Genomic DNA, 26,323 nt, shown 5'->3' with positions numbered 1-26,323 from the left:
TCACCTGGGTCTAAAGACCGATCACGCAATCCACTTGCGGTCCCCGGTAAAACTGATCGTCAACCAGCGCGCCGCATCCGGCGTGCCGAGCCCTGTGGATATCTCTTCGCGCAGCCCGTCCAGGGTCGCGACGTTATCCACCGGGTAGTTCGCCGGCAGCACCACATGAATCTCGATGAACCGCGCCCGCCCGTGCTTTTGCACGTAGGACACGTAGTCGTCGAAACCATGCCTGGCCTGGGCCGCGTCCATCACTTCACGCACTTTGTCATCCAGGTGGTCGGGGGCAATCCCCAGCACCTCGCGCAACGCTGGGCGCAGGATCTTGAATGCCGGCGCCAGCATGCTCAGGGCCAGCAGGATCAGGATCAACGGGTCGACATACACCGCCCACTCGCCATAGCCCTGGGACTTGAGCAGCAGCGCAGCCAGAAAGCTGATCAACAAGCCCACCGACAGCATCGCGTCCACCAGCCAACTGATGTTGTCGAACTGGATCAAGGATGATTTAAGCGTGCGGTTGCGGTAGCGCACATAGAAGAAATAAGCGAACTCAACAACGGTAAACACCGCCGCATAGACGATCACCAACCCCAACTCGATCTCGCGCCCGCCATTGATAATGCCGAACACGCCGTTGAGGAACGCATAGATGGCGATCAACAACAGGAAGCTGCCTTCGATCAGCAGCACCATCGGCTCCAGGTGCCAATAGCCGAACTGGAAGCGCTCGTTGCTTTTCTTGGCGATCAGCTTGGCCGTGATCAGCATCAACACCTTGATGGCGGTGGCGATCAGCGAGAAAAAGCCGTCGAACAGAATGGATTGGGCGCCGGATATCACACCCGTGACAATCCCAGCGATCGCGACCGCGAACATCAGGATGGTCGATTGTTTGAGCAGTGCCTGCTCACCTCGGTTACTCACATTTCCTCCAGTCAAAACCTTTGAACCGCTGGGTGCGGTGGGGTTTTCAGGGGCGCAGTGTACCTTATGGCCTGTTTTGGCCGATTTGACGTCATCGGGGGCAAGCCCCCTCCCACATTGGACCGAGTTCCAACATGAACACGCGGACAAATGTGGGAGGGGGCTTGCCACCGATGGCAGCGACGCGGCTTAACGTCTTACTTACCGCCCCGCTCAATCGCAAACCCGGCCCAGGTCTGGCTCACCGGCATCAGCTCCAAGCGGTTGATGTTGACGTGCGCCGGAGTGTTCATCACCCAGAAGATCGTGTCGGCAATGTCCTGCGGCTGGATCGGCTCAGCGCCCGCGTACGTGGCGTCATAGCGCGCCTGGTCACCGCCGAAACGCACCAACGAAAACTCACTCTCACACAGCCCCGGCTCGATGTTGGTCACGCGCACGCCAGTGCCTTGCAGGTCGCAACGCAGGTTCAACGAAAACTGCTTCACGAACGCCTTGGAGCCGCCGTACACGTGGCTGCCAGGGTACGGGTAGTTACCGGCGATGGAGCCCAGGTTGATGATCCCGGCGCCACGGCCATGAGCGATCAAGCGCGGCAGCAACAGGTTGGTCGTGGTCAGCAGGCCCTTGATGTTGGTGTCGACCATGGTTTCCCAGTCGTCGAGGCTGCACTTGGGCGCCGGGTCAGTGCCCACCGCCAGGCCGGCGTTGTTGATCAGGCCACGCAAGGTGGCGAACGACGGCGGCAGGCTGGCAATGGCGTCTTCCATGCCCTTGCGATCCCGCACGTCCACGACCAGGCCGTGCACTTCGGTCTGCTTGGAAAGCTCTTCGACCAAGGCATTCAAACGCTCGGCGCGACGGCCAGTGAGCACCAGTTTCCAACCGGCTTCAGCAAAACGACGGGCACAGGCTTCGCCGAAACCTGAGGTTGCGCCAGTAATAAACAGCGTGTCGGACATGGTGTTCTCCTTGCGGGCATCGGGAAAAAAAACAGCCAGCAGAATGCCCTTACACCGCCGTCGCGGCAACCGCTAAGCACACACCCTCCTGCACAACTGATCATTTTTTGATCATGTCAGGCAACGCCATATGAACCGTGGCCTGTAGACATATACGCGCAGGTTATCCACAACTGCGCCCACAGTCTTTGGGGGCAAGTGCAAAACAGCGAAAGCCGCTGTATACAAGGCTTGCAGGCGGTTTTAGAAAGTTTTTTGCTTGACCTTGGCGAAGCCGTATGTAGGCCCATCGGCAGCAGGAAAACCCGAACGATGGCTCCAGGCCAGTCATTCCGGCCTCTGCGGCGGTCTTTCCAGAGTTTAATCACAGACTTATCCACAGGCTGGCGGGTCATATTTCGGTCATATACCTGTGTCTTTAAACAGGTTGACAAACCCCTCGACCGGTCGCCAAAAAGCGACTGATCAAAAAACAACCGATGCGCTGCAAGCCACGGTTTTAAAGGCTTTCAGCCAGCTACTCCCACGTTACCCACAGCCGGTTCCACAGTGGATGGGGACAAGTCAAAAGTGTGACAAAACAGGGATTTGCGGCGGCTATATGTCGCGCTTTGGAGGTGGGCTGGATTTGTTTTCCACAATTTCAGAAGCAACCCAAAAACACGTGTGGGAGGGGGCTTGCTCCCGATAGCGGTGGGCCAGTATCAGATGTACTGAATGACACGCCGCTATCGGGGGCAAGCCCCCTCCCACATGGGTTTTGCGTGATCTTTTAGATCAGTGGCCGCCCAGGTAGGCGTTGCGCACTTCCTCGTTCACCAGCAGCTCCTTACCCGTGCCGGTGAGGCGAATCTCGCCGTTGACCATCACATACGCCCGGTCCGACAAGCGCAGGGCGTGGTTGGCGTTCTGCTCCACCAGGAAGATGGTCATCCCGGTGGCTGCCAGTTCGCGCAGGGTGGCGAAGATCTGCTTCACCACAATCGGCGCCAACCCCAGGCTTGGCTCGTCCAGCAGCAACAGCTTGGGCCGGCTCATCAACGCACGGGCGATGGCGAGCATTTGCTGCTCGCCACCGGACATGGTCATGGCGCGCTGGGTACGCCGCTCCTTGAGCCGCGGGAACAGCTCGAACATGCGCTGCATGTCATCAAAGGCGTACTTGTCGCCAATCGGGATGGTGCCCATCAGCAGGTTTTCCTCGACGGTCATGTCGGGGAACACCCGCCGCCCTTCCGGCGACTGTGCGATGCCGTTGGAGGCGATGTAGTGGGACGACTTGTGGGTAATGTCGACGCCGTTGTACAGAATCTGCCCCGACTCGGCCCGTGGCTGGCCAAAGATCGACATCAGCAGTGTGGACTTGCCCGCGCCGTTGGAGCCGATCAGGCTGACGGTTTCGCCTTCGTTGATGTGCAGCGAGACTTTTTTCAGGGCCTGGATCGGGCCGTAGAACACGTCCAGGTCTTTCATTTCGAGGATAGGTGCGCTCATACCAACTCCTCTTCGTCGGCGCCCAGGTAAGCAGCAATCACTTTCGGGTCGTTGCGGATCGCCTCCGGCCCGCCCTCAGCGATCACGTTGCCGTGGTCCAGCACCACGATGTGGTCGGAAATACTCATCACCATGCCCATGTCGTGTTCGATCAGCACCACCGTGAGGTCGTGTTCGTCGCGCAGCAGGCGAATCATCGCGCTGAGGGCTTCGGTTTCCTGTGGGTTGAGGCCGGCTGCCGGTTCGTCCAGGCAGATGATCTGCGGCCGCGTGCACATGGCGCGGGCGATCTCCAGGCGGCGCTGCTGGCCGTAGGAGAGTTCGCCGGCCAGGCGGTTGGCGCAGTCCACCAGGTCCACCACTTCCAGCCAATAGAAGGCGCAGTCCAGTGCATCGCTTTCGGCCTTGCGGTAGCCCTTAGTGTTAAGGATGCCTGCGAGCATGTTGCGGTTGACCCACATGTGCTGGGCCACCAGCAGGTTTTCCAGCACCGACATTTCCTTGAACAGGCGAATGTTCTGGAACGTGCGCGCTAGACCTGCCCGGTTGACCAGGTGGGTGCCGCCGAACATTTTGTAATACACGCGGTTCAGAAAGCTTTTCGGCGACACGAAGTCGGTGGCCTTGAAGCGTTCGCCCAACAGTTGGATCACGTTGGTCTGCTTGCCACGGATGTTGAGTTCGATCTTGCCGCCGCTGGCTTTGTAGAAGCCGGTGAGGCAGTTGAACACCGTGGTCTTGCCGGCGCCGTTGGGGCCGATCAGGGCGAAGATTGAGTTGCGTTCGACCTTGAGGCTCACATCGCTCAAAGCCTTGATGCCACCGAAGTGCATCATCAGGTGTTCCACGGACAGGACGACTTCCTTGCTCATGGCGCCACTCCTTTACGTGGTGTCACACCGGTTCGGCTGATCCGAATAAGGCCGCGTGGCCGCCAGATCATCATCACCACCATCAACACGCCAAACAGCAGCACGCGGTATTCGGAGAAACTGCGCAGCAGCTCCGGCGCGACGGTCAACACGAACGCCGCGATCACCACGCCCACCGTGGACCCCATGCCGCCCAGCACCACGATGGCCAGGATCAGCGCCGACTCGAAGAAGGTGAACGACGACGGGTTGACGAAGCCCTGGTAGCTGGCGAAAAACACCCCGGCCAAACCGGCGGTAGAAGCGCCGATGGTGAACGCCGAGAGCTTGACCAGTACGTGGTTCAGGCCCATGGAACGGCAGGCGATTTCATCTTCGCGCAGGGCTTCCCAGGCACGGCCGACTGGCATGCGGGTCAGGCGATGCTTGATATACAGCACGGCCAGCACCACCAGGAACAGCACGATGTAGATGAACATGAACTTGATGTTGGGGTTGTAATCGAGACCGAAGAACTCGTGGAACGGAATCCCGCCCTCCTTCGCCTTGCGCCCGAATTCCAGGCCTAGGAAGGTCGGCGAAGGCACCGGCATACCGTTCGGGCCACCGGTGAACGACAGCCAGTTATTAAGCACCAGACGGATGATTTCACCGAAGCCCAGGGTCACGATGGCCAGGTAGTCCCCGTGCATTCGCAACACCGGAAACCCGAGTATGCACCCCGCCAATGCCGCCGCGATGGCCGCCAGGGGCAGCACGCTCCAGAAGCCCAGGCCGAGGTACTGATAACCCAATGCCAGGCCGTACGCGCCGATGGCGTAGAACGCCACGTAACCCAGGTCGAGCAGGCCAGCCAGGCCAACCACGATGTTCAGGCCCAGGCCGAGCAACACGTAGATCAGGCCGAGGATCACCACGGTCAGCAGGTACTTGTTGGCAAAGATCGGGAACACGATGGCGATCACGATCAACGCCGGAATGATCCAGCGCAACCGCGACTTGTAGTCCGGTGGCAGCACATGCACGCCGGAGCCACTGCTCTCGAAGCCCTGCAGAATCTTCAGGCCCTTGGGGGTTTGCAGGAACAGGCTGAGGGCAAAGCGCCCCGCCATCACGATGGCGACCAGGATGGCCACGCGCGCCGGTTCCAGGTTGAAGCTGTAGCCGTCGAGGACCACGCCGACAATCGGACCGAACACGATCAGCGAAATCAGCCCGGCAAGGATCGTATCGACGACACTTTTCTTGATATCGATAGGTTTGGCAGCAGACATGTTTACACCTTAGCCACGAGCGGGCGACCCAGCAGGCCCTGGGGACGGAAAATCAGAATCACCACCAGCAGGGAGAAACTGAACACGTCTTTGTAGTCAGAGTTGATCAACCCCGAGAACAGCGACTCGGAGATACCGAGGATGATCCCGCCCAGCATTGCCCCAGGCAGGGAGCCGATGCCGCCGAGCACCGCTGCGGTAAACGCCTTGATGCCGATGATGAAGCCGGCATAGAAATCGAAGGTGCCGTAGTTCAAGGTAATGAGCACGCCGGCCAGGGCCGCCATGGCGGCACCGATCACAAACACGTAGGAGATCACGCGGTCGGTGTTGATGCCCAGGATCGAAGCCATCTTGCGGTCTTGTTGGGTGGCGCGGCACATGCGGCCGAGCTTGGTGTACTTGATGATGTAGGTGAGCAACGCCATGCCGGCAAATGCCGCGACGAGGATGAAGACCTTGGTGTACGTGAGCTGCACGAAGCCGCTGCCGATGTCGACACGCCAGGCGCCGGCCAGCAGGGTAGGAATGCCTTGTTGTTTCGCACCCTGGGCGATCTGCGCGTAGTTCTGCAGGATCAGGGAGATACCGATGGCGCTGATCAGCGGGGCCAGTCGGGTGGAGTTGCGCAGCGGTTTATAGGCGACACGCTCGATAACCCAACCGTAAACGCCCGTGACGACGACGGTGAACACCAAGGTGCCGAGAATGAGCAGCGGGAAGGATTCGATGCCGAAGTAAGCCAGCAGTGCCAGACTGATCGCCGCGAGGTAAGCGGAAATCATATAAACCTCGCCGTGGGCGAAGTTGATCATGCCAATGATGCCATAGACCATTGTGTAGCCGATGGCGATCAGGCCATAGACCGACCCGAGGGTCAGGCCGTTGACCAGTTGCTGCAGGAAAATACCATCCATAACGCAATCTCACGCGGTGAGCACCTGCACACCGGTGGGTGTGCGGCGCTTCTGGAGGAAAAGACAGATCTCGATCAGAACACGGTCACCTTGTGGGAGGGGGCTTGGCCCCGATGCGGTGGGTCAGCTGAACAACTGTTGGCTGACACTCCGCTTCGGGGGCAAGCCCCCTCCCACATGGATTACTTCTGCTTTTCCAACTGGTGGTATTTGCCTTCTTTATCCCACTGGTAAACCACGTAGTCGGAGATTTTCAGGTCGCCCTTACCGTCCCATTCCTTTTTGCCCATCACGGTCTGGACCGGGTTGGCCTTGAGCCACTTGGCAGCGTCTTCACCCTTGTTGGACTTGGCACCGTTGAAGCCGGCAGCCAGGGCCTGGACCGACGCGTAGGCGTACAGGGTGTAGCCTTCAGGCTCGGTGCCATTTTTGCGGAACTCTTCGACCACAACCTTGCTGTCTGGCAGCAGGCGCGGGTCGGCGCCGAAGGTCATGTACACGCCATCGACGTACTGCTTGCCGCCAGCGGTGGCCACCAGTTCGTCGGTCACGATACCGTCATCGGACATGAACTTGACGTCCTTGAGGCCCGCTTCACGGATCTGGCGCACCAGAGGCCCGGCTTCCGGGTGCAGGCCGCCGAAGTAGACGACGTCAGCGCCGGTGGAACGGATCTTGGTGACCAGGGCGCTGAAGTCTTTCTCGCCACGGGTCAGACCTTCTTCGAGCACCGGCTTGACTCCGCGCTTGGTCAACTGGGCTGCGGTGGCGTCGGCCAGGCCTTTGCCGTAGGTGTCCTTGTCGTTGATGACCGCGACTTTCTTGCCTTTGAGCACGTCGACGATGTAGTCGCCGGCGACGATCCCTTGCTGGTCGTCACGCCCGCACATACGGAACATGGCACCCAGGCCGCGTTCGGTGACTTGTGGGTTGGTGGAGCCTGGGGTGATGGCGATGATGCCCGCTTCGTCATAAACCTCGGACGCCGGGATGGTGTTGGAGGAGCAGAAGTGCCCGACCACGCCGATCACTTTGTCCTGGTCAGCCAGGCGGTTGGCCACGGCCACGGCTTGTTTTGGCTCGCACGCATCGTCACCGGCCACCAGCACGATTTTCTCGCCGTTGATGCCGCCAGCCTTGTTGATCGTATCGGCTGCCGCTTGGGCACCCTTCATGTACTGCTCACCGAAAGCGGCGTTGGCGCCCGTCATCGGCCCCGCGACGCCAATCTTCACATCAGCTTGAACAAACGTAGAAACACCCAGCGCCGCTGCAACGGCGAGGGCCAGAAAACCTTTCTTGTAAAACGTCTGGGACATGAGTGGTGCTCCGATATTTTTGATTTTTGGCACGACAACTTGCATTCAAACCTTTCACCGAAAGCTCAGAGCAAGCCCCGTGCCAGTACGTTTTTATTCTTCAAAAAGACACCGTGTCATTGTTATTACGGGCGTTTCGACTCGACTCGCCAGTACGTGCAACCGCCTAACACGCAGAGGTGCAACCAATGACCTTAAAAAGTACAACCCTGGCAGGTGCCACCTGCAACCGAATGGATAAACCGCAGCGCCTGCACCTGTAACAACGTGCGTAACGGAACTGCACATTTACAGTGCGTGACTGCTACGACCTGCACCAATACAGATTAGTAGCCTGCTAAGAAAATGCAGGCTTCTGAGCGGTATTTCGCTGATCAGATCACGATCCGCAGACATTGCCCGGCGTGATACAGCGAGAATCCAGCCTCGTACAGGCAACTGCGCAGGCCCACCCCGGCCAACGGCTGCATGGGCGCGAAAGGAATCGGCAAGGCCTGGGGATCCTGGTGACACAAGTAGTCGGCGAACGCCTTGCCGACCACACTGCCGGTGGTCACGCCACGCCCGTTATAACCGGTGACGGCGACCAGGCCGGGGGCCGGTTCGAACAAGCGCATCAGGTGATCGGGAGTGAACGCGATGCAACCGGTCCAGGTAAATTCCCACTGCACCGATTTGAGGTAAGGGAAGTAGTGCTGCTGCACCCGATCGGCCCATGCCTTGAGAAACCACGCCGGCTTCTGGTTGCCGTTGCCCAGGCTGCCGAGCAACAAGCGACCCTCGGCATCGCGGCGGATGCTGCTCAACACCTGGCGTGTATCCCACGAACCCTGGCCGCCGGGGAGGATCCGCTGGGCGGCGTCTGCGGTGAGCGGGGCCGACGCGACCTGGTAGTAATAACCGGGAAAAAAGTTACGCCGCAGCTCGGTCCATTCGCCTTCGGTGTAGGCATTGGAAGCAATCACCACCTGTGCAGCCTGCACTGCACCGTGCTGGGTCTGCACCGACCATAGCGCACCTTGGCGTTCCAGTTGGGTGACCGGAGAATGATCGAACAGTTGCCCGCCGAGTCCGACCGCCGCATTGGCCAACCCGCAGGTATAGGCCATAGGGTTCAAGGTACCCGCGCGCCGATCCAGCAAGGCGGCGGCAATCTTTTTAGTCCCGGTGGCTTGCTCGCAGGCCTGGCCGGTGAGCAATTGCACTGGCGCGCCACGGCGCTTCCATTGTTCTTCACGACTGCGCAAATCCGCCTCGCCACGGGCGTTGTGCGCCATGTGCAGGGTGCCCTCACGGCGCAGTTGGCAATCGATGGCGTATTTGTCGATCAGGCTGAACACCAGGGACGGTGCCGCACCGAGCATGCGGTTGAGCTGACTGCCCACCGCTTCGCCGAAACCGGCTTCGATGTCGTCTGGCGGGATCCACAACCCCGCGTTCACCAGCCCGACGTTACGGCCCGACCCGCCGTGGCCGGTGCGATGGGCTTCGAGCACGGCGACACTTTTGCCCTGTTCCAGCAAGTGAATCGCCGCCGACAAACCAGTGATGCCGGCGCCGATCACGCACACGTCCACTTTCAGCTCGCCCTTGAGCGCAGCGCGGTCCGGCCGGCTGGGGGTGAGGTGCTCCCACAAACATGTTTCGCGTAGTGCCATTGCCAGACTCCGGTGAGACCTAACAAACATCTGTTCCAAGCTGCAAATGCGATTCAAATGTGGGAGGGGACTTGCCCCCTCCCACATTTTGAGCGCAATCCGACTTGAGGGATTAGTCGAAGGTGATGCCCTGCGCCAGAGGCAGCTCCAGCGAATAGTTCACGGTATTGGTCTGCCGACGCATATACCCGCGCCACGCATCCGAACCCGACTCACGCCCGCCACCGGTCTCTTTCTCGCCACCAAACGCGCCGCCGATTTCCGCGCCGCTCGGGCCGATGTTGACGTTGGCGATGCCGCAGTCACTGCCCACCGCCGACATGAACTGCTCGGCTTCGCGCACATCCGTGGTGAAGATGCACGACGAAAGGCCTTGGGGTACCGCGTTGTTCAAGCGCAGAGCCTCGGCAAAATCGCTGTAGCCCACCACGTACAGAATCGGCGCGAAGGTTTCGGTGCACACCACATCACTCTGCTCAGGCATTTCCACAATTGCCGGCGACACGTAGTAGGCATTGGGGAAGGTGTCTTCCAACTGGCGCTTGCCGCCGAACACCTTGCCGCCTTCGCTCAAGGCTTGCTCCAGGGCATCCTGCATATTGTCGAAACCGTGCTTGTCGATCAGCGGGCCGATCAGGTTGCCTTCCAGCGGGTGGCCGATGCGCACTTTGGAATAGGCGGCCTTGAGGCGGGTGACGATTTCTGCCTTGACCGATTCATGGGCGATCAGCCGGCGCAGGGTGGTGCAACGCTGGCCGGCGGTGCCGACGGCGCTGAACAGAATGGCGCGCACGGCCATGTCCAGGTCGGCGCTTGGGCCGAGGATCATCGCGTTGTTGCCGCCCAGTTCGAGGATGCTGCGGGCAAAGCGCGCGGCGACTTTTGGCGCCACTTCGCGGCCCATGCGTGTGCTGCCGGTGGCGCTGATTAGCGCGACACGCGGGTCATCCACCAGCGCGGCGCCGGCATCGCGACCGCCAATGATCACCTGGCTCAGGTACTCAGGGGCGCCGTCGAACTTCTTCAGTACGCGCTCGAACAGCGCCTGGCAGGCCAGGGCGGTGAGCGGGGTTTTTTCCGAGGGTTTCCAGATCACGGCGTTGCCGCACACCAGCGCCAGGGCCGTGTTCCACGCCCACACCGCGACCGGGAAGTTGAAGGCGCTGATCACGCCGACCACACCCAACGGGTGCCAGGTCTCACGCATATGGTGGCCTGGGCGTTCGGACGCGATGGTCAAGCCGTACAACTGGCGCGACAGGCCGACGGCGAAGTCGCAGATGTCGATCATTTCCTGCACTTCACCCAGGCCTTCCTGAGTGATCTTGCCGGCTTCCCAGGAGACGAGCTCGCCGAGGTCGGCTTTGTATTCGCGCAACACATCGCCGAACTGGCGCACCAACTCACCGCGACGCGGTGCCGGCACTTTGCGCCAGGCGTCGAATGCATGCTCAGCGCGACTGACCTGTTGCTCCACCTCGGCAGCACCTTCCCAGTGCACGCTGCCGATGCGGCTGCCATCAATCGGCGAATGCACAGGCTGTTTACCCGACTGGTACAGCGCCGGGTTCACCCCGAGACGATCAAGCAATACGGCAACCATGGGTCACTCCTTCAATCTCAAACAGAAAATTCGCGCCGCCACAGACACGGCGATCCAGCGCTTATTTGTAGCTGGCCCAAGACTTGCCAACAAACGACGATTAGGCGAGATATCATTCCGTTTATTCATGCAAAGCATAAAAAGAGGCACGCCGTGCTGAACAAAAGACATTTGCCCTCGATCACCGCTCTGCAGTGTTTCGAAGCCGCCACCCGCCACTTGAGCTTCACCCGCGCCGCCGAGGAGCTGAACCTCACGCAAAGCGCGGTGAGCAAGCAGGTGGCGCAGTTGGAAGAATTGCTGCAACACCTGTTGTTTCGCCGCGTGCGCCGACGCTTGCAGATGACCCCCGCGGGCGACCTGTACCTGGTGGAAGTGCGCAAGATCCTCACGCAGGTGGAGATGTCCACCCACTACCTGCGCTCCTACGGCGGCGAGACCGAAGTGCTGCGCGTGTCCACGCCCTACACCTTCGGCGCCCGCTGGCTGGTACCGCGCCTCAAGGGCTGGCGGTTGCGCCACCCGCAGATCCATCTGGACCTGTGCAACGAGCAGGAACCGGACGAACTGCTGCAAGGCAAGGCCGACATGGCCTTCTACTTCGGCCAGGGCGCGCGCCCCGGCACCGAGAGCCTGAAGCTGTTCAGCGAAGAACTGGTACCGGTGTGCGCCCCGGAAAGCCTGCCCGCAAAACCCTTCACCGACCCCACGCAACTGAGCGAGCTGGTGCTGCTGCAAAACGCCTCACGGCCCCAGGGCTGGCATGACTGGTTTGCCGACCAGGGTTTTCACACCGAACACAGCTACCACGGGCCGCGTTTCGACACGTTCTATATGTGCATTCGCGCCGCGCAGGTGGGCTGTGGCGTGGCGCTGTTGCCGCGGTTTCTGGTGGAGGAAGAACTGGCCGACGGCAAGTTGGTGATTCCCTGGCAGCATGCGATGCCGAGCCAGGATGCGTATTACCTCGCCTACCCCGAGCATTCGGCGGAAGTGCCCAAGGTGCGTGAGTTTGTGACGTGGATGATGGAGCAGGTTATTTAGCGCCTGGAATATAGCCATCGGGGGCAAGCCCCCGATGAGGCCAGTGGCCTCACTGAAAAAATCACTGGCAAAACCCCACAGGTCTATGCGCCACTAGCCCCCTTCCTTAAATTGTGTGTAAAGGCTGGCGCCCAGCGCCGACCCGTCTGGAGATTCCCGTTATGAGCGAGAGTGTGTTTGCCGATCGCATCGTGCAGAACCTGCTCGACACCGACTTCTACAAGCTGACCATGATGCAGGCGGTGCTGCACAACTACCCCAACGTGGAAGTTGAATGGGAGTTTCGTTGCCGTAACAGTGAAGACCTGCGCCCGTACCTGGCGGAAATCCGCTACCAGATCGAGCGCCTCGCCGAGCTGAGCCTGAGCCCGGACCAGTTGGGGTTCCTGGAACGCATCAGCTTTATGAAGCCAGACTTCCTGCGCTTCCTCGGGCTGTTCCGCTTCAACTTGCGTTATGTGCAGACGGGCATCGAGAACGGCGAATTATTCATCCGCCTGCGCGGGCCGTGGCTGCATGTGATCCTGTTTGAAGTGCCGATGCTGGCCATCGTCAGCGAAGTGCGTAACCGCTACCGCTACCAGACCGTGATCCTGGAACAGGCCCGCGAGCAGTTGTACCGCAAGTTCGACTGGCTGACGGCGAATGCCAGCAGCGAGGAACTGTCGGAGCTGCAAGTGGCGGACTTCGGCACGCGGCGGCGCTTTTCGTACCGGGTGCAGGAAGAGGTGGTGAGCGTGCTCAAGCACGATTTCCCCGGCCGCTTTGTCGGCACCAGCAACGTGCACCTGGCCCGCGAACTGGACATGAAGCCGTTGGGCACTATGGCCCATGAGTGGATCATGGCCCACCAGCAACTCGGCCCGCGCTTGATCGACAGCCAGATCGCCGCCCTCGATTGCTGGGTGCGCGAGTACCGTGGCCTGCTGGGCATCGCCCTGACCGACTGCATCACCACCGATGCCTTCCTCGGCGACTTCGACTTGTACTTCGCCAAGCTGTTCGACGGCCTGCGCCATGACTCCGGCGACCCCGTGCAGTGGGCCGAAAAAGCCATCGCCCACTACCACAAGCTCGGTATCGAGCCGATGAGCAAGACGCTGGTGTTCTCCGACAGCCTGTCGCTGCCCAAGGCCCTGGAGATTTTCCGTGCGCTGCGCGGTCGCATCAATGTGAGCTTCGGTATCGGCACCAACCTGACCTGCGATATTCCGGGGGTGGAACCGATGAGCATCGTGCTTAAAATGACCGCCTGCAATGGCCAGCCCGTCGCGAAGATCTCCGATGAAGCGGGCAAGACCCACTGCACCGACCCGAATTTTGTCGCCTATTTGCGTCATGTTTTCAAAGTACCTGCCATTTCCAGCAAGGAGTGAATCATGCAAGCCGTACAGCGTGAGATTGCGCAGCAACTCAAGGTGCAAGCGCCGTTCAACGACCAGGCCGACCTTGAGGCCGAAGTGGCCCGCCGCGTGGCTTTTATCCAGGATTGCCTGCGCAACTCCGGGCTCAAGGCATTGGTACTGGGCATCAGCGGCGGCGTCGACTCCCTGACCGCCGGCCTGTTGGCCCAACGTGCGATGCAGGAACTGCGCGCCAGCACCGGTGACGAGGCTTACCGTTTTATCGCGGTGCGCCTGCCCTACGACACCCAGTTCGACGAAATCGACGCCCAGGCTTCGGTGGACTTTATCGAGCCGGACGAGCGCCACACCGTGAACATCGGCCCGGCGGTGAAAGCCCTGGCCAGTGAAGTGGCGGCGTTCGAAGGCAAGGCGGCGGTGTCCCGCGATTTCGTGCTGGGCAACACCAAGGCGCGCATGCGCATGGTGGCGCAGTACACCATCGCCGGCGCGGCCGGTGGCCTGGTGATCGGTACTGACCACGCGGCGGAAGCGGTAATGGGCTTTTTCACCAAGTTCGGTGACGGTGCGTGCGATCTGGCGCCGTTGAGCGGGTTGGTGAAGAACCAGGTGCGCTCGATTGCACGGCACTTTGGCGCGCCGGAATCGCTGGTGGAGAAGGTGCCGACAGCGGACCTGGAAGACCTGTCGCCAGGCAAGCCGGATGAAGCGTCACATGGCGTGACCTATGCCGAGATTGATGCGTTCCTGCACGGGGAAGCGGTGCGTGAGGAAGCGTTCAGGATTATCTGCGAGACGTACCGCAAGACTGAGCACAAGCGGGTGATGCCATTTGCGCCGTGAGGTGAGCCAGACAGTGGTGTGTTGATTGGCAGACAGCCATCGGGGGCAAGCCCCCTCCCACATTTACTGAGTTCACCGGTCAAAATGTGTGAATGCAGTGAGTGTGGGAGGGGGCTTGCCCCCGATGAACGATAACGCGGTGTTACTTGACGACCACAGTGCCTTTCATCATCGAGATGTGGCCTGGGAACGAGCAGAAGAACGCGTAGTCGGTCCCGGCTGCCAGCTTCGACACATCGAAGGTCACCGAATCTTTCTCTCCGGCACCAATCAGCTTGGTGTGGGCGATGATGCGGTCGTCACCCTCTTTCAGGTAGTTCTTGTCGATGCCAGCGGCCATGCCATCAGTGGCCACCGGTTGCATGTTCGCGGCACTGGTCAGCACCCAGTTATGGCCCATGACGTTTTTCGGCAAGCTGCCCGAATGTTCCAGGTTCACGGTGAACGTCTTGCAGCTCTTGTCGATCACGATTTCCTTGGTGTTGAAGGACATCTGGTCAGTGGAGTCGACGGTGACCTTGCACTCTGCGGCAAGCAACTGGCCGCTCGCCAGAGTCAGCAGGGAAACAGCAACGAGTTTGGCAAACATGTGAATCTCCAAGGCAGGGTTTAAAAAACGCGGATTGCGGTAAGGGTGCCTCAAGCAGGCTTGAATTCTTATGATCTGAATCAACAGATTGTATACAACTTTAGGCTATCAGACTTATCAACACAATCTACCAGCCAAAGTAGCAGTACCCGCCTATGATCGGCCCATCACCCACTGGAGTCCGAACCATGCGCCTCAATCACCTGCTCAATGGCCTGCTGGCCGCGTACGCCTGCGGTAAGTGAAGGCAAAGCGCGCTGCTAAGCTGCTACCATAGCGACCCAAGGCAGCCGCGCGCCGCCACCCTCACCTTCGACCCTAGAGGATCGCCCATGGCCAAACCTAATTACTCCTTCGCCAAACGTCAGAGAGACTTGGCCAAGGAACAGAAGAAAGAGGAAAAACTGCAACGCAAGAAAGCCGCTGCAGACGAAGAAGCCGGCGCACTGAACCCGGACGTCGATGCTGAAGAAACGAGCGACGAGACTGAAACACCAAAAGATCCGGCTGAATAATTTCTTTTGTGGTGAGCAGGCCCACTCTGCTCACCCTCCTCAACCTCTACTCCAGCGGCATCACCGTCACCCGCACCTCCGGGTCATGGCTCCCTCCCCCCAGAATCACCCCACGCAACGGCGACACATCGGAAAAGTCCCGGCCCCAGGCCAGGGTGATGTGCTCCAGTGCCGGCTGCACGTTGTTGGTCGGATCAAAATCCACCCAACCGGCCATCGGGCAAAACACCGAAACCCACGCGTGGGACGCGTCGGCGCCGATCAGCCGTGGCTGGCCAGGGGGCGGCTGGGTGAGCAGGTAACCGCTGATATACCGCGCCGCCAGGCCCCGCGAGCGCAGGCAGGCAAGCATCAGGTGGGCGAAGTCCTGGCACACCCCGCGACGGCGCTCCAACACTTCCACCAGCGGCGTAGCGACCTGGGTCGCCTCGGCATCGAAGGTGAATTCGCTGAAGATCTTCTCCATCAACGCCTGCGTGCCAAGCAGCAAGGGCTCGCCGGGCGGGAAGCAACTTTCGGAGAACTCGACGAAGGTTTTCTTCAGGTGCACGTAGGGCGATTCGAAGCGATACCGACAGGCTTCGATTCGCTCAGGCGTCATCGGCTGGCTGCTGTAGGTCAGGCTGTCACGGGTCTGGTCCCAGGCGGGTGACTGCCGGAAATCCAGCACCGGCCGCGCCAGCACTTCCACGGTCAGCCCGGCATTGACCAGCAGTTCATCATGGGGCCGCTCGAACGCCAGGCGGGTGATCGGGTTGCCGTACACGTCCAGCTCGTCTCGGCGCGAGGTCGGTTCCGGGCTGATATCCAGTTGTTGCAAAGTACAGCGCTGCCAGGCACAGGGTCGTGGCCATAAGTGCGCCAGTTGCTGGGCCAGGGACACCGGGCTGTCGTAGTGGTAGTGAGTATCGTGGAAAATCTGGTAGCGCGCGCTCATTACACCGACACCGTTTGTTGGCTGACGTCATCCACATGGGCAAAGTGGCGCAAGGCCAGGCGATCCGACACTTGCCCGCTTTCATCGGCCACTGCTTGCAGCAGATCGGCCAGGCCGTCCAAGGCGGCACGCACGCTGGACTCGCCAAACAACGGGTTCTCCAGACAGCCCAGGTCGAAACGCGCCAAGCGTTCCACCAAGGGCGCCAGGCCGGTTTCCCGGGGTACGGCAAAGTCGTCATTGAGTCGCCGCAAGGTGCGACTCACCAATTTGAGCTGGAACAGCACCGCATGGGGGTTCTGCTCGTCGAGCAGCAACAGGTCGAGCACTGGGATCAACTGCGGCACCGCCAGGTAGCGCGAGCGGTAGGTGATGCTGCTGTTGCCCAGTTCCAGCAACCACTCCAGCCCCGCCTGATCGAACACCGCCACGCCGCGCAGGAACGCCGCCAGGCTGCTGCTCAGAAACTGCAGGCGCTCGATGCGCCGGCCCATCATCAGGAAGCGCCAGCCTTCGTCGCGGGTCATGTCGTCCAAGGCAAACCCGGACAGCGCGGCCAGGGACATCACCAGGCGGTTGAGAAAGTCGAGCAATTCGCCAAAGTCCGGGGTGTCGCTTTCCAGTTCCAGGGCTTCACGCTGCAACTCCACCAACGCCTGCCAGTTCTCGCGGGACAACTTGCCACGCACTTGGGACGCCGCCCATTGCAAGCGTTGCAGGTTGGCGCGCAGGCTCGACGGCCAGTCGTCGCCGAGCAGAGCGGCTTGCAGGCGCTCCGGCAATTCGCCCTCTTCCGGCAGCAGGCGCAGGCTCTCACCCAGCTCCACCGCCGCCAGCAAGGCCAAGGGATCATCACCGTCCACATAACGCGCCAACACGATGCGCAGCCAGCGCGCGCTGTCATCGCAGCGCTCGCAATAACGGCCAAACCAGAACAGGTTTTCCACCACCCGTGACGGCAGATAGGGATCGCGGCGCACCAGGTCATGGGCGCCGATCGTACGCTGGGCACGCCACTGCTCACCACCGGCGGCGCGCTCGCCAAGCACCCAGGTGTCCTTGCTCGCACCGCCGCGCTGCATCGATACCACTTCGGCATCGGCTTCAGCGGCCACACGGGTCAGGCCGCCGGGCAATACGCGATAACCGTCGTCACTGGCCACCGCATACACACGCATGCCGATGGCGCGGTGCTGCAAGTGGTCATCCACGGTGTGCCATACCGGCGCCTGGGACAGTTGCGCCAGTTCCTGGGCGACGTAGGCGTACGGCCGCGCACGCATGCGTTCGGCCAGGGCCTGGCGTTGCTCATCGTTCAGATCGCGACCGAATACCGGGGCGAAGCTCTGGGAGGGAAACGCCGGTTTGATCAGTAGCTCCGGGAGTTTCTCCAACGCTTCGGCGAGCACCGGCGCTTCACCGCACCACCAGGTGGCAATGGACGGCAGGATCAGTTCTTCGCCGAACAAAAACTCGTTGATCTTCGGCAGAAAGCCCAGCAAACCGGGGGACTCCAGCACTCCGCTGCCCAAGGCATTGGCCACCAGCACATTGCCCTGGCGCACCGCATCCAGCAGGCCGGGAACGCCGAGGGCCGAGTCGGTGCGCAGTTCCAGCGGGTCGCAGAAGTCGTCGTCCAGGCGCCGCATGATCGCGTGCACCCGGCGCAAGCCGCTGAGGGTTTTGAGGAACACCGTGCTGTCGCGCACGGTCAGGTCGCCACCTTCCACCAGCGGGTAGCCGAGCTGGCGAGCGAGGTAGAGGTGTTCGAAATAGCTTTCGTTGAACCGTCCGGGGGTGAGCAACACGATCAGCGGTGGCTGGTCGTCACCGGGCGCCTGGCGGGCCAGGGTTTCCTGGAGCGTGCGGAAGAAACCGGTGAGGTGCTGCACCTGCAAGTCACGGTACAGGTCGGGGAAGGCGCGGGACACGATGGTGCGGTTTTCCAACGCATAGCCGGCGCCCGACGGGGCCTGGGTACGGTCGGCAGTGACCCACCAACGACCATCCGGGGTGCGTGCCAGGTCCACCGCGTACAGGTGCAGGAAGGCACCGTCGGGCGGCTGGATACCCTGGCATGGCCACAGGAAGTTGTTATGCCCGAACACCAGTTCCGCCGGCAGCAAGCCTTCTTTGATCAGGCGTTGCGGACCATACAGATCGGCAAGCACGGCATTGAGCAGGCGCGCCCGCTGGGCGATACCGGCCGACAGGTGCTGCCACTCGTCAGCCGCCAGCACATGGGGCAGCAGGTCCAGCTCCCACGGGCGGTCAGCGCCCTTGGGGTCGGCATAGACGTTGTAGGTGACGCCGTTTTCCTGGATCTGGCGCGTCAGCAACGCCTGGCGCTGGGCCAACTGCGCGGGAGTGCTGCGTTGCAGGTGGTCGAGCAAGCGCTGCCAATGGGCACGCACCGCGCCGCTGTCGTCCAGCAGTTCGTGATAGGTGCCCGCAGTCAGCGGGTAACGGTCGAGCAAGTCGGACATGGAACGCTCGGCAGGGCAAAGGGGGCTCAGATTAACTCAACAAACACTGCAAATCCCTCTATGGTCTCCAGGCTTTTGTGGTGAGTGGGCTTGCCCCGCGCGAGGCAAGCTCGCTCACCACACAAGCCTGGGGTCACAGGTGGATTGCGTTCAGTCATTTTTATTGGGGAAACGCCGCAGATCCAGGGTCATTGGTAATTCGTCGTTGATCACCACAGGCGGGACCGGCAGCTTCCCAGGGCTATGCCCCAAGCGGAAAAACCGCGCCATGCGCCGGCTCTCGGCTTCATTGGCGTTCACCGGCAGGCTGTCGTAATTACGCCCGCCCGGATGGGCGACGTGGTACTGGCACCCGCCCAGGGAGCGTTGCATCCACGTATCGAGCAGGTCAAAGACCAACGGCGCGTGCACCGGGATGGTCGGTTGCAGGCAGTTGGCCGGTTGCCAGGCGCGGTAACGCACGCCGGCAACAAACTCGCCAACGCGCCCGGTCGGTTGCAGCGGTACCGGGATGCCGTTGCAGGTCAGCAGATAGCGCTGCGGCGGCAGGCCGCTGAGCTTAACTTGCAGACGTTCCAGCGACGAATCCACATACCGCACCGTGCCGCCCACCGCGCCCTCCTCGCCCAGTACATGCCAAGGTTCCAGGGCCTGGCGCAGCTCCAGTTCGATACCGCTGACGGCGTAGTCACCCACCTTGGGAAAACGGAACTCCAGGTGCGCAGCAAACCATTCGGCGCGCAGCGGGTAGCCGGCGGCGTTGAGTTCGACGATCACATCGGCGAAATCCTGCTCGATAAAGTGCGGCAGTAAAAAGCGGTCATGCAGCTCAGTGCCCCAGCGCGCCAGCTTCGGCGGCGCATAGGGTTCGCGCCAGAACCGTGCCACCAGGGCCCGCAGCAGCAATTGCTGGGTCAGGCTCATGCGCGCATGGGGCGGCATTTCAAACGCACGCAGCTCCAACAGGCCCAGGCGGCCGGTGGCGCCGTCGGGCGAGTAAAGCTTGTCGATGCAGAATTCGGCGCGATGGGTGTTGCCCGTCACGTCGATCAGCAGGTTGCGCAGCAGGCGGTCCACCAACCACGGCGGGCATTCTTCACCGGGCTCGGGCATTTGTGCGAAGGCGATTTCCAGCTCATACAGCGCGTCGTTGCGCGCTTCATCCACCCGTGGCGCCTGGGAGGTCGGGCCGATGAACAGGCCGGAAAACAGGTAGGACAACGATGGGTGGTTATGCCAGTAGCTGATCAGGCTGCGCAGCAAGTCGGGCCGGCGCAAGAACGGTGAATCCTTGGGCGTGGCGCCGCCGAGCACAAAATGGTTACCGCCGCCGGTGCCGGTGTGGCGGCCGTCGATCATGAATTTCTCAGTGGTCAGGCGGGTTTGCCGCGCTTCTTCGTAGAGGAATTCGGTGCGTTCGACCAACTCATCCCACGTGGCGGACGGCTGCACGTTGACCTCGATCACACCCGGGTCCGGCGTGACCCGGAAGTTGCTCAAGCGCATATCGAACGGCGGTTCGTAGCCTTCCAGCAGCACCGGGCAGTGCAGCTCTTCGGCGGTGGCTTCGATGGCGGCGACCAGCTCCAGGTAATCCTCGACGCGCTCCAGCGGCGGCATGAACAGGTACAGCCGCCCTTCCCGCGCTTCGGCACACAGTGCGGTGCGGGTCAGCCAGTCGGCGGATTCATCCACCTTCGGTGCACGGTCTTCGCTCGGCGCAGGTTCACCGTGGCTTTGCAGTTGCGCGGTGGTCGGCAGTTGCGGTTGATCCTGGTTGGGATCGGTGGGATGCACAAACGGATATTGCGCCGCCGTGACCCAAGGCTGCGAGGCCAGGGGCAGGCGATAACCCAGTGGCGAATCCCCCGGCACCAGCCGGCAGTGGTTCTCGCGCAGGTACCAGCGCCCGCTCTGCCAGCGGTCATTGGCGGCGGTGCGCGCCAGCGGCAGCACTTGGCCGATGATTTTATCCAGGCCCTGGCTGAACACCTTGCGCAGGCGTTCGCGTTCCAGGTCATCGCTCAGACGCGGGTCTTGGGCGGTGACGTTCTGCGGCAGCGCACCTTCGCGCCACAGGTAGTAGAAGTTGTCTTCAAAGGCCGGGAACACAAAACGCACCGGCAACTTGAGGCGTTCGGCCACACTGGCCAGGAAGCGCCCGGCCATCACGCCATCGGCACCGTAGTCCTCTTGCTCATCGGCAATCAGCGCGCTGTTGTGCCAGATCGGCACGCCGTCGCGGCGCCAGTAGCAGTTGAGCGACCATCGCGGCAATTGCTCGCCGGGGTACCACTTGCCTTGGCCAAAATGCACCAGGCCCTTGGGCGCGTAGTGCTTGCGCATGCGTTGGAACAACTCGGCGGACAGGCGACGCTTGTCCGGGCCAAGGGCAGCAGTGTTCCACTCGGCGCCGTCGGGGTCGTCGATGGACACAAAGGTCGGTTCACCGCCCATAGTCAGGCGCACGTCGTCCTTGAGCAGGTCGCCGTCGATCTGCCGACCCAGGGCCTGAATCGCCAGCCACTGCTCTTCGGTGTAGGGCTTGGTCACCCGTGGGGCTTCCCAAATCCGCTCCACCGACATCTCGTGGGTAAACTCACACTCGCACGGCTCTACCAACCCGCTGATCGGGGCGGCGGACGAGGGATCGGGGCTACAGGCCAGCGGGATATGCCCTTCACCGGCGAACAGCCCGGAGGTGGCATCCAGGCCGATCCAGCCGGCACCGGGCAAATACACTTCGCACCAGGCGTGCAGGTCGGTGAAGTCCACCTCGGTGCCGGACGGGCCGTCGAGGGCTTTGACGTCGGCGGTGAGCTGGATCAAATAACCAGAGACAAACCGCGCCGCCAAGCCCAGGTTGCGCAGCAATTGCACCAACAGCCAGGCCGAGTCACGGCACGAACCGGAGGCGTTTTCCAGGGTGAATTCCGGGGTTTGCACACCCGGTTCCATGCGGATCAGGTAGCCGATATCGGTGGCCAGGCGCTGGTTGAGCCCCACCAGGAAATCCACGGCGGGCAGTGGCGTACGGTCGATACCGGCCAGGTAGGCGGCGAACTTCGGCGTCAGCGGTAGGGTTTCCAGGTACGGCGCCAGCTCGCGTTGCTCGTCGGCGGCGTAGCTGAAGGGGATTTTTTCGGCGTAGGGCTCAAGGAAAAAATCGAACGGGTTGAACACCGCCATCTCAGCGACCAAGTCGACTTCGATCCGCAGCTCATCGGTCTTTTCCGGGAACACCAGGCGCGCCAGGTAGTTGCCTTGCGGGTCTTGCTGCCAATTGATGAAGTGCTGCTCGGGCAGCACTTTCAGCGCATAGGACAGAATCCGCGTGCGGCTGTGGGCCGCCGGGCGCAAACGCACGATCTGCGGGCCGAGTTCGACCGCGCGGTCGTAGCGGTAATGCGTAACGTGGTGCAACGCGACATGAATCGACACGGCGGCCTCCTGCGAGCCAGGGCATGAACACAATGCGCGCAAGACTTATGCCACTGCGGCGGTCATTGCGCTTTATCGTAAGACCCGGTGCAGTACAGCACCAAAACGGCGCCATCGCAGGTGCCGTGGTGCGAGGTTTGCACATATTTGTGGCGAGCGCGTGCAAACAGGTGGTGAATCTACCCAGTCAGCGGTGCTTGGCCTTTGCGATCACTGCTTGGCGCAGGTGGCGTATTTCCAGCAGCCTCTGGCGCATTTCCCGATGGCGTTTGCTGTTGAGCAGCAGCAATCCCAACAACGGAAACAACACGGCCGAGCCATAGACCCAGCCATTGAGGCCGTATTGAATCATCGGCAGCACAAACAACAGGCAGGCGCCCAAATACCCGGCAATCAGCCGCGTCGCCCAGGGGTACCCGCGCGCAATCATGACATTGCCAAAAACCAGCACCGCCACCAACAGCAGGATGGCGCCCCCCGAATAGCTGGACTTGAGCGCGGGATCGACGCCGCGCAAATACGTCACGCCGGCCATGGACACCGCAGACGAACCGGAGAAGATCGCCATGAAAATGGTGCCCATGAACACCGGGAAATATCGGGCCAGGAATCCGCCCATGTCGGGGAAACCGTTCATTCCGTCAGGTCCTCATACAGGCCAATGGCGATCGTCTCCGCAGTGCCCACGTGGCCGGTTCGGTAGCTGCCCCAGATACCCAGCAAACCGCCCAATGCATCCTTGAGTTGGGTCAGGGTGGCATGACGGATTTGCGTGGAACTGTAGCGTTTGGTCAATGTGCCGGCGCGCTGCTGCAATTTCAGCAATTTGGGGGTCAGGCTGGGGTCTTTGAGGCTCAGCAGTTCCTTGGTCAACTTCTTGCGTTCCTGGCGGCTCAGGCCCTTGAGCAGTTCGTACCAACTCTTGCCCAACGCCGCCGCTTTGTTGGCCTTGAGCAAGCGAACCGTGGTCAAGGCACCTGTTCCGATGCCGACCAACGAAGCCGCATCGAGAAGGGGTGAAACAGCGCCGTACCAGGCAGCGTCATCCATGCGGTCGTTGGCATCGGGATCAAGGATTTCGTTATAGGTGCGCGCCACGCCAAACCCGCACTGAGCACTGCTGGCCAATGCCGCCGTGATGCCAATGCCGACCACAAACGCGCTGGCACCGGCCGTGAACGGCACGGCGACGCTGCCACTGAACACCACGATCCAACCGATCACCGCCGCGCCACAGGAAAGGCCCATGTCAAACGCTTCCTTTTGGAGGCGCCCTTCGCGGGGGTCGGTCTTCACCTGTTCCACAAACTGTGCGGGCGAGATGTACTTCTGCGCCTCGCGCAAGATGATGCGCTTGGGCTTGATGCTGCAGATCGGCTTGAATTCACGCAGGGTGATGACGTTGAAGTCGGCGTCGATGTACACCACGCCTGCGCCGACGATACCGGGGTCGGCATCAATGGCGGCGAACAGCCGCGCAAGGTTGATCTGACTTTCGATGCGCTGGCGCGCCATGAACTGGGAGCGGTTGGAGTCCATGCCGATGCCGGCCAGGGGGTTGCCCATGGGGGTGTTCTTCCTTGAAGGGGTGTTGACTGGACTGACGCTATCGGCGGCAAGCCCCCGATAGCGATCTAATGGCCGCCACCTTAACAAACAGACCACCCACCCGCTAGAAAGCAAAACGCCAGCATCACGCTGGCGTTTTACATAGTCAGGCTGCGATCAACGCGGCACAACCGGCTTACGCGCAGGCTTGCCGCCCTTGCCCTTCGCCGCATCGGTGCGCTCTTTGGCTGCCTGCTTGTTACGTGCCTGGGCCGCGGCCTTGGCTTGTTCGCGCTTGTCCCACGGGTTGCTGCCGTCGCTGCCACGCGGCGGCAGGCCAGTGTGTTGGGTGAGGATCTTGGTGGTGGTTTCCTTGGCGACCTTGTGGCTGCCAGCCGGCGTCGAGTTCTTGCGACGGGCGCTCTGGTAGCTGTCGGTGCTCGGCTGGTGCAGCGGGATCAGTTGGTCCTTGCCCGAACCGATCAGGTCGGCGCGCCCCATGCGGGTCAGCGCTTCACGCAACATCGGCCAGCCTTTCGGATCGTGATAACGCAGGAACGCCTTGTGCAGGCGGCGCTGGTCTTCGCTCTTGACGATGGTCACCGCGTCGCTCTTGTACGTCACCTTGCGCAGCGGGTTCTTGCCCGAGTGGTACATCGCGGTGGCGGTGGCCATCGGCGACGGGTAGAACGCCTGCACCTGGTCGGCACGAAAGCCATTACCCTTGAGCCACAGGGCCAGGTTCATCATGTCTTCATCGGTGGTGCCGGGGTGGGCGGCGATGAAGTACGGGATCAGGTACTGCTCCTTGCCCGCTTCCTTGGTGTACTTCTCGAACATGCGCTTGAACTTGTCATAGCTGCCGATGCCCGGTTTCATCATCTGGTTGAGCGGACCTTCCTCGGTGTGTTCCGGGGCGATCTTCAGGTAGCCACCAACGTGGTGAGTGACCAGTTCTTTGACGTATTCCGGCGACTCGACCGCGAGGTCGTAGCGCAGGCCCGAGGCGATCAGGATCTTCTTCACACCCGGCAATGCACGGGCGCTGCGGTACAGCTGGATCAACGACGAGTGGTCGGTGTTCAGGTTCGGGCAGATACCAGGGAACACGCACGACGGCTTGCGGCACGCGGATTCGATTTCCGGGCTTTTGCAGGCGATGCGGTACATGTTCGCGGTCGGACCGCCGAGGTCAGAAATCACGCCGGTGAAGCCTGGCACCTTGTCGCGGATCTCTTCGATCTCGCGAATGATCGACTCTTCGGAACGGTTCTGGATGATGCGGCCTTCGTGCTCAGTGATCGAGCAGAAGGTGCAGCCGCCGAAGCAGCCACGCATGATGTTCACCGAGAAACGGATCATGTCGTAGGCCGGGATCTTTTCCTTGCCGTACGCCGGGTGCGGCACACGGGCGTAAGGCATGCCGAACACGTAGTCCATTTCTTCGGTGGTCATCGGGATGGGCGGCGGGTTGAACCACACGTCCACTTCGCCGTGTTTCTGTACCAGAGCGCGGGCGTTGCCTGGGTTGGTTTCCAGGTGCAACACGCGGTTGGCGTGGGCGTAGAGAACCGAATCGCCACGGACTTTTTCCACGGACGGCAGACGAATGACCGTCTTGTCACGGGTCATGCGCGGGCTGGCCAGGATCTGTACGACCTTGGCCTCTTCCGGATCGTCCACCGGGCCTTTTTCCTGCTCGATGGCGCAGGCCTGGGTGTCCTGGGTGTTGACGTACGGGTTGATGATCTTGTCGATCTTGCCCGGACGGTCGATGCGCGTGGAGTCCACTTCATACCAGCCGGCGGGCGTGTCGCGACGGATGAACGCGGTGCCGCGCACATCGGTAATGTCTTCGATCTTGTGGCCCCACGACAGGCGCTGGGCGACTTCGACGATGGCCCGCTCGGCGTTGCCGTACAACAGGATATCGGCGGTGGCGTCGATCAGGATCGAGTTGCGCACGCGGTCCTGCCAGTAGTCGTAGTGGGCGATACGGCGCAGGGAGGCTTCGATGCCGCCGAGTACGATCGGCACGTTCTTGTAGGCTTCCTTGCACCGCTGGCTGTACACCAGGCTCGCACGGTCCGGGCGTTTGCCGGCCATGCCGCCAGGGGTGTAGGCGTCGTCGGAACGGATTTTCTTGTCAGCGGTGTAGCGGTTGATCATCGAGTCCATGTTGCCGGCCGCGACGCCGAAGAACAGGTTCGGCTCGCCGAGCTTCATGAAGTCGTCTTTGGACTGCCAGTTCGGCTGCGCAATGATCCCGACGCGAAAGCCCTGGGACTCCAGCAGCCGGCCAATGATCGCCATGCCGAACGACGGATGGTCAACATAGGCATCACCGGTGACGATGATGATGTCGCATGAATCCCAGCCAAGCTGATCCATCTCCTCCCTGCTCATGGGCAGGAATGGCGCAGGACCGAAACATTCGGCCCAGTACTTGGGATAGTCAAATAACGGCTTGGCTGTTTGCATGACGGTGACCGGTGTTGAGATGAAAAATCGCGGGCGCGGAATATAGCAC

The 26,323-nt window shown here is 61.4% G+C and carries 20 protein-coding genes; 4 read left to right on the top strand and 16 right to left on the bottom strand.

What is annotated here, in order from left to right; genetic code table 11:
* Positions 1-21: 21 nt before the first annotated feature.
* The 9 genes from PspS35_RS02805 to PspS35_RS02765 all read right to left on the bottom strand — a co-directional run bounded on the left by PspS35_RS02805 (position 22) and on the right by PspS35_RS02765 (position 11,026).
* Positions 22-927, bottom strand: coding sequence for a cation diffusion facilitator family transporter (locus PspS35_RS02805; RefSeq protein ID WP_138817088.1), 906 nt, complete (start codon positions 925-927; stop codon positions 22-24).
* A 197-nt stretch (positions 928-1,124) separates the two neighbouring features.
* Positions 1,125-1,889 carry an SDR family oxidoreductase gene (locus PspS35_RS02800; protein WP_159932687.1) on the bottom strand — a complete coding sequence of 255 codons (765 nt, stop codon included), beginning with the start codon at positions 1,887-1,889 and terminating at the stop codon, positions 1,125-1,127.
* Positions 1,890-2,666: 777 nt separating this feature from the next.
* Complete coding sequence (locus PspS35_RS02795; RefSeq protein WP_159932686.1) at positions 2,667-3,383, bottom strand: ABC transporter ATP-binding protein; 717 nt, start codon at positions 3,381-3,383, stop codon at positions 2,667-2,669.
* Positions 3,380-4,255 (bottom strand): ATP-binding cassette domain-containing protein, encoded by an 876-nt coding sequence (locus tag PspS35_RS02790; protein ID WP_159932685.1) that lies wholly within the window; start codon positions 4,253-4,255, stop codon positions 3,380-3,382. The genes PspS35_RS02795 and PspS35_RS02790 overlap by 4 nt, the downstream gene beginning before the upstream one ends.
* Positions 4,252-5,529, bottom strand: coding sequence for a high-affinity branched-chain amino acid ABC transporter permease LivM (livM, locus tag PspS35_RS02785; RefSeq protein ID WP_159932684.1), 1,278 nt, complete (start codon positions 5,527-5,529; stop codon positions 4,252-4,254). Before livM ends, PspS35_RS02790 begins: the two co-directional genes overlap by 4 nt.
* 2 nt (positions 5,530-5,531) lie before the next feature.
* Entirely contained in the window at positions 5,532-6,446 is a 915-nt protein-coding gene (locus tag PspS35_RS02780; RefSeq protein ID WP_012721939.1) for a branched-chain amino acid ABC transporter permease, read from the bottom strand.
* A gap of 182 nt (positions 6,447-6,628) precedes the next feature.
* Entirely contained in the window at positions 6,629-7,765 is a 1,137-nt protein-coding gene (locus PspS35_RS02775; RefSeq protein WP_159932683.1) for a branched-chain amino acid ABC transporter substrate-binding protein, read from the bottom strand.
* Between the two features lie 374 nt (positions 7,766-8,139).
* Positions 8,140-9,423, bottom strand: coding sequence for an FAD-binding oxidoreductase (locus PspS35_RS02770; protein WP_159932682.1), 1,284 nt, complete (start codon positions 9,421-9,423; stop codon positions 8,140-8,142).
* A 112-nt stretch (positions 9,424-9,535) separates the two neighbouring features.
* On the bottom strand, positions 9,536-11,026 hold the full coding sequence (locus tag PspS35_RS02765) for an aldehyde dehydrogenase family protein (RefSeq protein WP_159932681.1): 1,491 nt from the start codon (positions 11,024-11,026) through the stop codon (positions 9,536-9,538).
* 153 nt (positions 11,027-11,179) lie between these two features.
* On the opposite strand from PspS35_RS02765, the gene PspS35_RS02760 reads away from it, so the two are divergent.
* The 3 genes from PspS35_RS02760 (at position 11,180) to nadE (ending at position 14,277) form a co-directional block, all read left to right on the top strand.
* Positions 11,180-12,070 carry a LysR family transcriptional regulator gene (locus PspS35_RS02760; RefSeq protein WP_159932680.1) on the top strand — a complete coding sequence of 297 codons (891 nt, stop codon included), beginning with the start codon at positions 11,180-11,182 and terminating at the stop codon, positions 12,068-12,070.
* A gap of 161 nt (positions 12,071-12,231) precedes the next feature.
* Entirely contained in the window at positions 12,232-13,446 is a 1,215-nt protein-coding gene (gene pncB, locus PspS35_RS02755) for a nicotinate phosphoribosyltransferase (RefSeq protein WP_017734987.1), read from the top strand.
* Positions 13,447-13,449: 3 nt separating this feature from the next.
* Positions 13,450-14,277, top strand: coding sequence for an ammonia-dependent NAD(+) synthetase (nadE, locus tag PspS35_RS02750; RefSeq protein ID WP_159932679.1), 828 nt, complete (start codon positions 13,450-13,452; stop codon positions 14,275-14,277).
* Positions 14,278-14,419: 142 nt separating this feature from the next.
* Here nadE and azu read toward each other — a convergent pair whose 3' ends face one another.
* Positions 14,420-14,866, bottom strand: coding sequence for an azurin (gene azu / locus PspS35_RS02745; RefSeq protein WP_159932678.1), 447 nt, complete (start codon positions 14,864-14,866; stop codon positions 14,420-14,422).
* A gap of 332 nt (positions 14,867-15,198) precedes the next feature.
* Between azu and PspS35_RS02740 the strand changes: the two genes are divergently transcribed.
* Complete coding sequence (locus tag PspS35_RS02740) at positions 15,199-15,381, top strand: hypothetical protein (RefSeq protein ID WP_099583660.1); 183 nt, start codon at positions 15,199-15,201, stop codon at positions 15,379-15,381.
* Between the two features lie 46 nt (positions 15,382-15,427).
* On the opposite strand, the gene PspS35_RS02735 is transcribed toward PspS35_RS02740, so the two are convergent.
* The 6 genes from PspS35_RS02735 to PspS35_RS02710 all read right to left on the bottom strand — a co-directional run bounded on the left by PspS35_RS02735 (position 15,428) and on the right by PspS35_RS02710 (position 26,274).
* Positions 15,428-16,318, bottom strand: a complete 891-nt coding sequence (locus PspS35_RS02735; protein WP_159932677.1) for a transglutaminase family protein — start codon at positions 16,316-16,318, stop codon at positions 15,428-15,430.
* On the bottom strand, positions 16,318-18,804 hold the full coding sequence (locus PspS35_RS02730; protein WP_159932676.1) for a circularly permuted type 2 ATP-grasp protein: 2,487 nt from the start codon (positions 18,802-18,804) through the stop codon (positions 16,318-16,320). The genes PspS35_RS02735 and PspS35_RS02730 overlap by 1 nt, the downstream gene beginning before the upstream one ends.
* A gap of 150 nt (positions 18,805-18,954) precedes the next feature.
* Entirely contained in the window at positions 18,955-22,245 is a 3,291-nt protein-coding gene (locus tag PspS35_RS02725) for a transglutaminase family protein (protein ID WP_159932675.1), read from the bottom strand.
* A 187-nt stretch (positions 22,246-22,432) separates the two neighbouring features.
* A complete protein-coding gene (locus PspS35_RS02720) occupies positions 22,433-22,882 on the bottom strand; it encodes a hypothetical protein (protein WP_159932674.1) in 450 nt (149 codons plus the stop codon).
* Positions 22,879-23,811: an NAD synthetase gene (locus PspS35_RS02715; protein WP_159932673.1), complete on the bottom strand. Its 933-nt coding sequence runs from the start codon at positions 23,809-23,811 to the stop codon at positions 22,879-22,881. The genes PspS35_RS02720 and PspS35_RS02715 overlap by 4 nt, the downstream gene beginning before the upstream one ends.
* A 159-nt stretch (positions 23,812-23,970) precedes the next feature.
* Positions 23,971-26,274 (bottom strand): YgiQ family radical SAM protein, encoded by a 2,304-nt coding sequence (locus PspS35_RS02710; RefSeq protein ID WP_159932672.1) that lies wholly within the window; start codon positions 26,272-26,274, stop codon positions 23,971-23,973.
* Positions 26,275-26,323 lie beyond the last annotated feature (49 nt).

Origin of the sequence: Pseudomonas sp. S35 (assembly GCF_009866765.1) — a bacterium.
GTDB lineage: Bacteria > Pseudomonadota > Gammaproteobacteria > Pseudomonadales > Pseudomonadaceae > Aquipseudomonas.
Note: the sequence above shows the minus strand (reverse complement) of the source record. Positions and strands in the feature narration are given on the sequence as shown.

Bases quoted from the DNA above. Each gene is read 5' to 3' on its own strand.
- PspS35_RS02800 (WP_159932687.1), bottom strand. From the start codon at position 1,889: ATGTCCGACACGCTGTTTATTACTGGCGCAACCTCAGGTTTCGGCGAA.
- PspS35_RS02795 (WP_159932686.1), bottom strand. From the start codon at position 3,383: ATGAGCGCACCTATCCTCGAAATGAAAGACCTGGACGTGTTCTACGGC.
- PspS35_RS02790 (WP_159932685.1), bottom strand. From the start codon at position 4,255: ATGAGCAAGGAAGTCGTCCTGTCCGTGGAACACCTGATGATGCACTTC.
- livM (WP_159932684.1), bottom strand. From the start codon at position 5,529: ATGTCTGCTGCCAAACCTATCGATATCAAGAAAAGTGTCGTCGATACG.
- PspS35_RS02780 (WP_012721939.1), bottom strand. From the start codon at position 6,446: ATGGATGGTATTTTCCTGCAGCAACTGGTCAACGGCCTGACCCTCGGG.
- PspS35_RS02775 (WP_159932683.1), bottom strand. From the start codon at position 7,765: ATGTCCCAGACGTTTTACAAGAAAGGTTTTCTGGCCCTCGCCGTTGCA.
- PspS35_RS02770 (WP_159932682.1), bottom strand. From the start codon at position 9,423: ATGGCACTACGCGAAACATGTTTGTGGGAGCACCTCACCCCCAGCCGG.
- PspS35_RS02765 (WP_159932681.1), bottom strand. From the start codon at position 11,026: ATGGTTGCCGTATTGCTTGATCGTCTCGGGGTGAACCCGGCGCTGTAC.
- pncB (WP_017734987.1), top strand. From the start codon at position 12,232: ATGAGCGAGAGTGTGTTTGCCGATCGCATCGTGCAGAACCTGCTCGAC.
- nadE (WP_159932679.1), top strand. From the start codon at position 13,450: ATGCAAGCCGTACAGCGTGAGATTGCGCAGCAACTCAAGGTGCAAGCG.
- azu (WP_159932678.1), bottom strand. From the start codon at position 14,866: ATGTTTGCCAAACTCGTTGCTGTTTCCCTGCTGACTCTGGCGAGCGGC.
- PspS35_RS02740 (WP_099583660.1), top strand. From the start codon at position 15,199: ATGGCCAAACCTAATTACTCCTTCGCCAAACGTCAGAGAGACTTGGCC.
- PspS35_RS02735 (WP_159932677.1), bottom strand. From the start codon at position 16,318: ATGAGCGCGCGCTACCAGATTTTCCACGATACTCACTACCACTACGAC.
- PspS35_RS02730 (WP_159932676.1), bottom strand. From the start codon at position 18,804: ATGTCCGACTTGCTCGACCGTTACCCGCTGACTGCGGGCACCTATCAC.
- PspS35_RS02720 (WP_159932674.1), bottom strand. From the start codon at position 22,882: ATGAACGGTTTCCCCGACATGGGCGGATTCCTGGCCCGATATTTCCCG.
- PspS35_RS02715 (WP_159932673.1), bottom strand. From the start codon at position 23,811: ATGGGCAACCCCCTGGCCGGCATCGGCATGGACTCCAACCGCTCCCAG.
- PspS35_RS02710 (WP_159932672.1), bottom strand. From the start codon at position 26,274: ATGCAAACAGCCAAGCCGTTATTTGACTATCCCAAGTACTGGGCCGAA.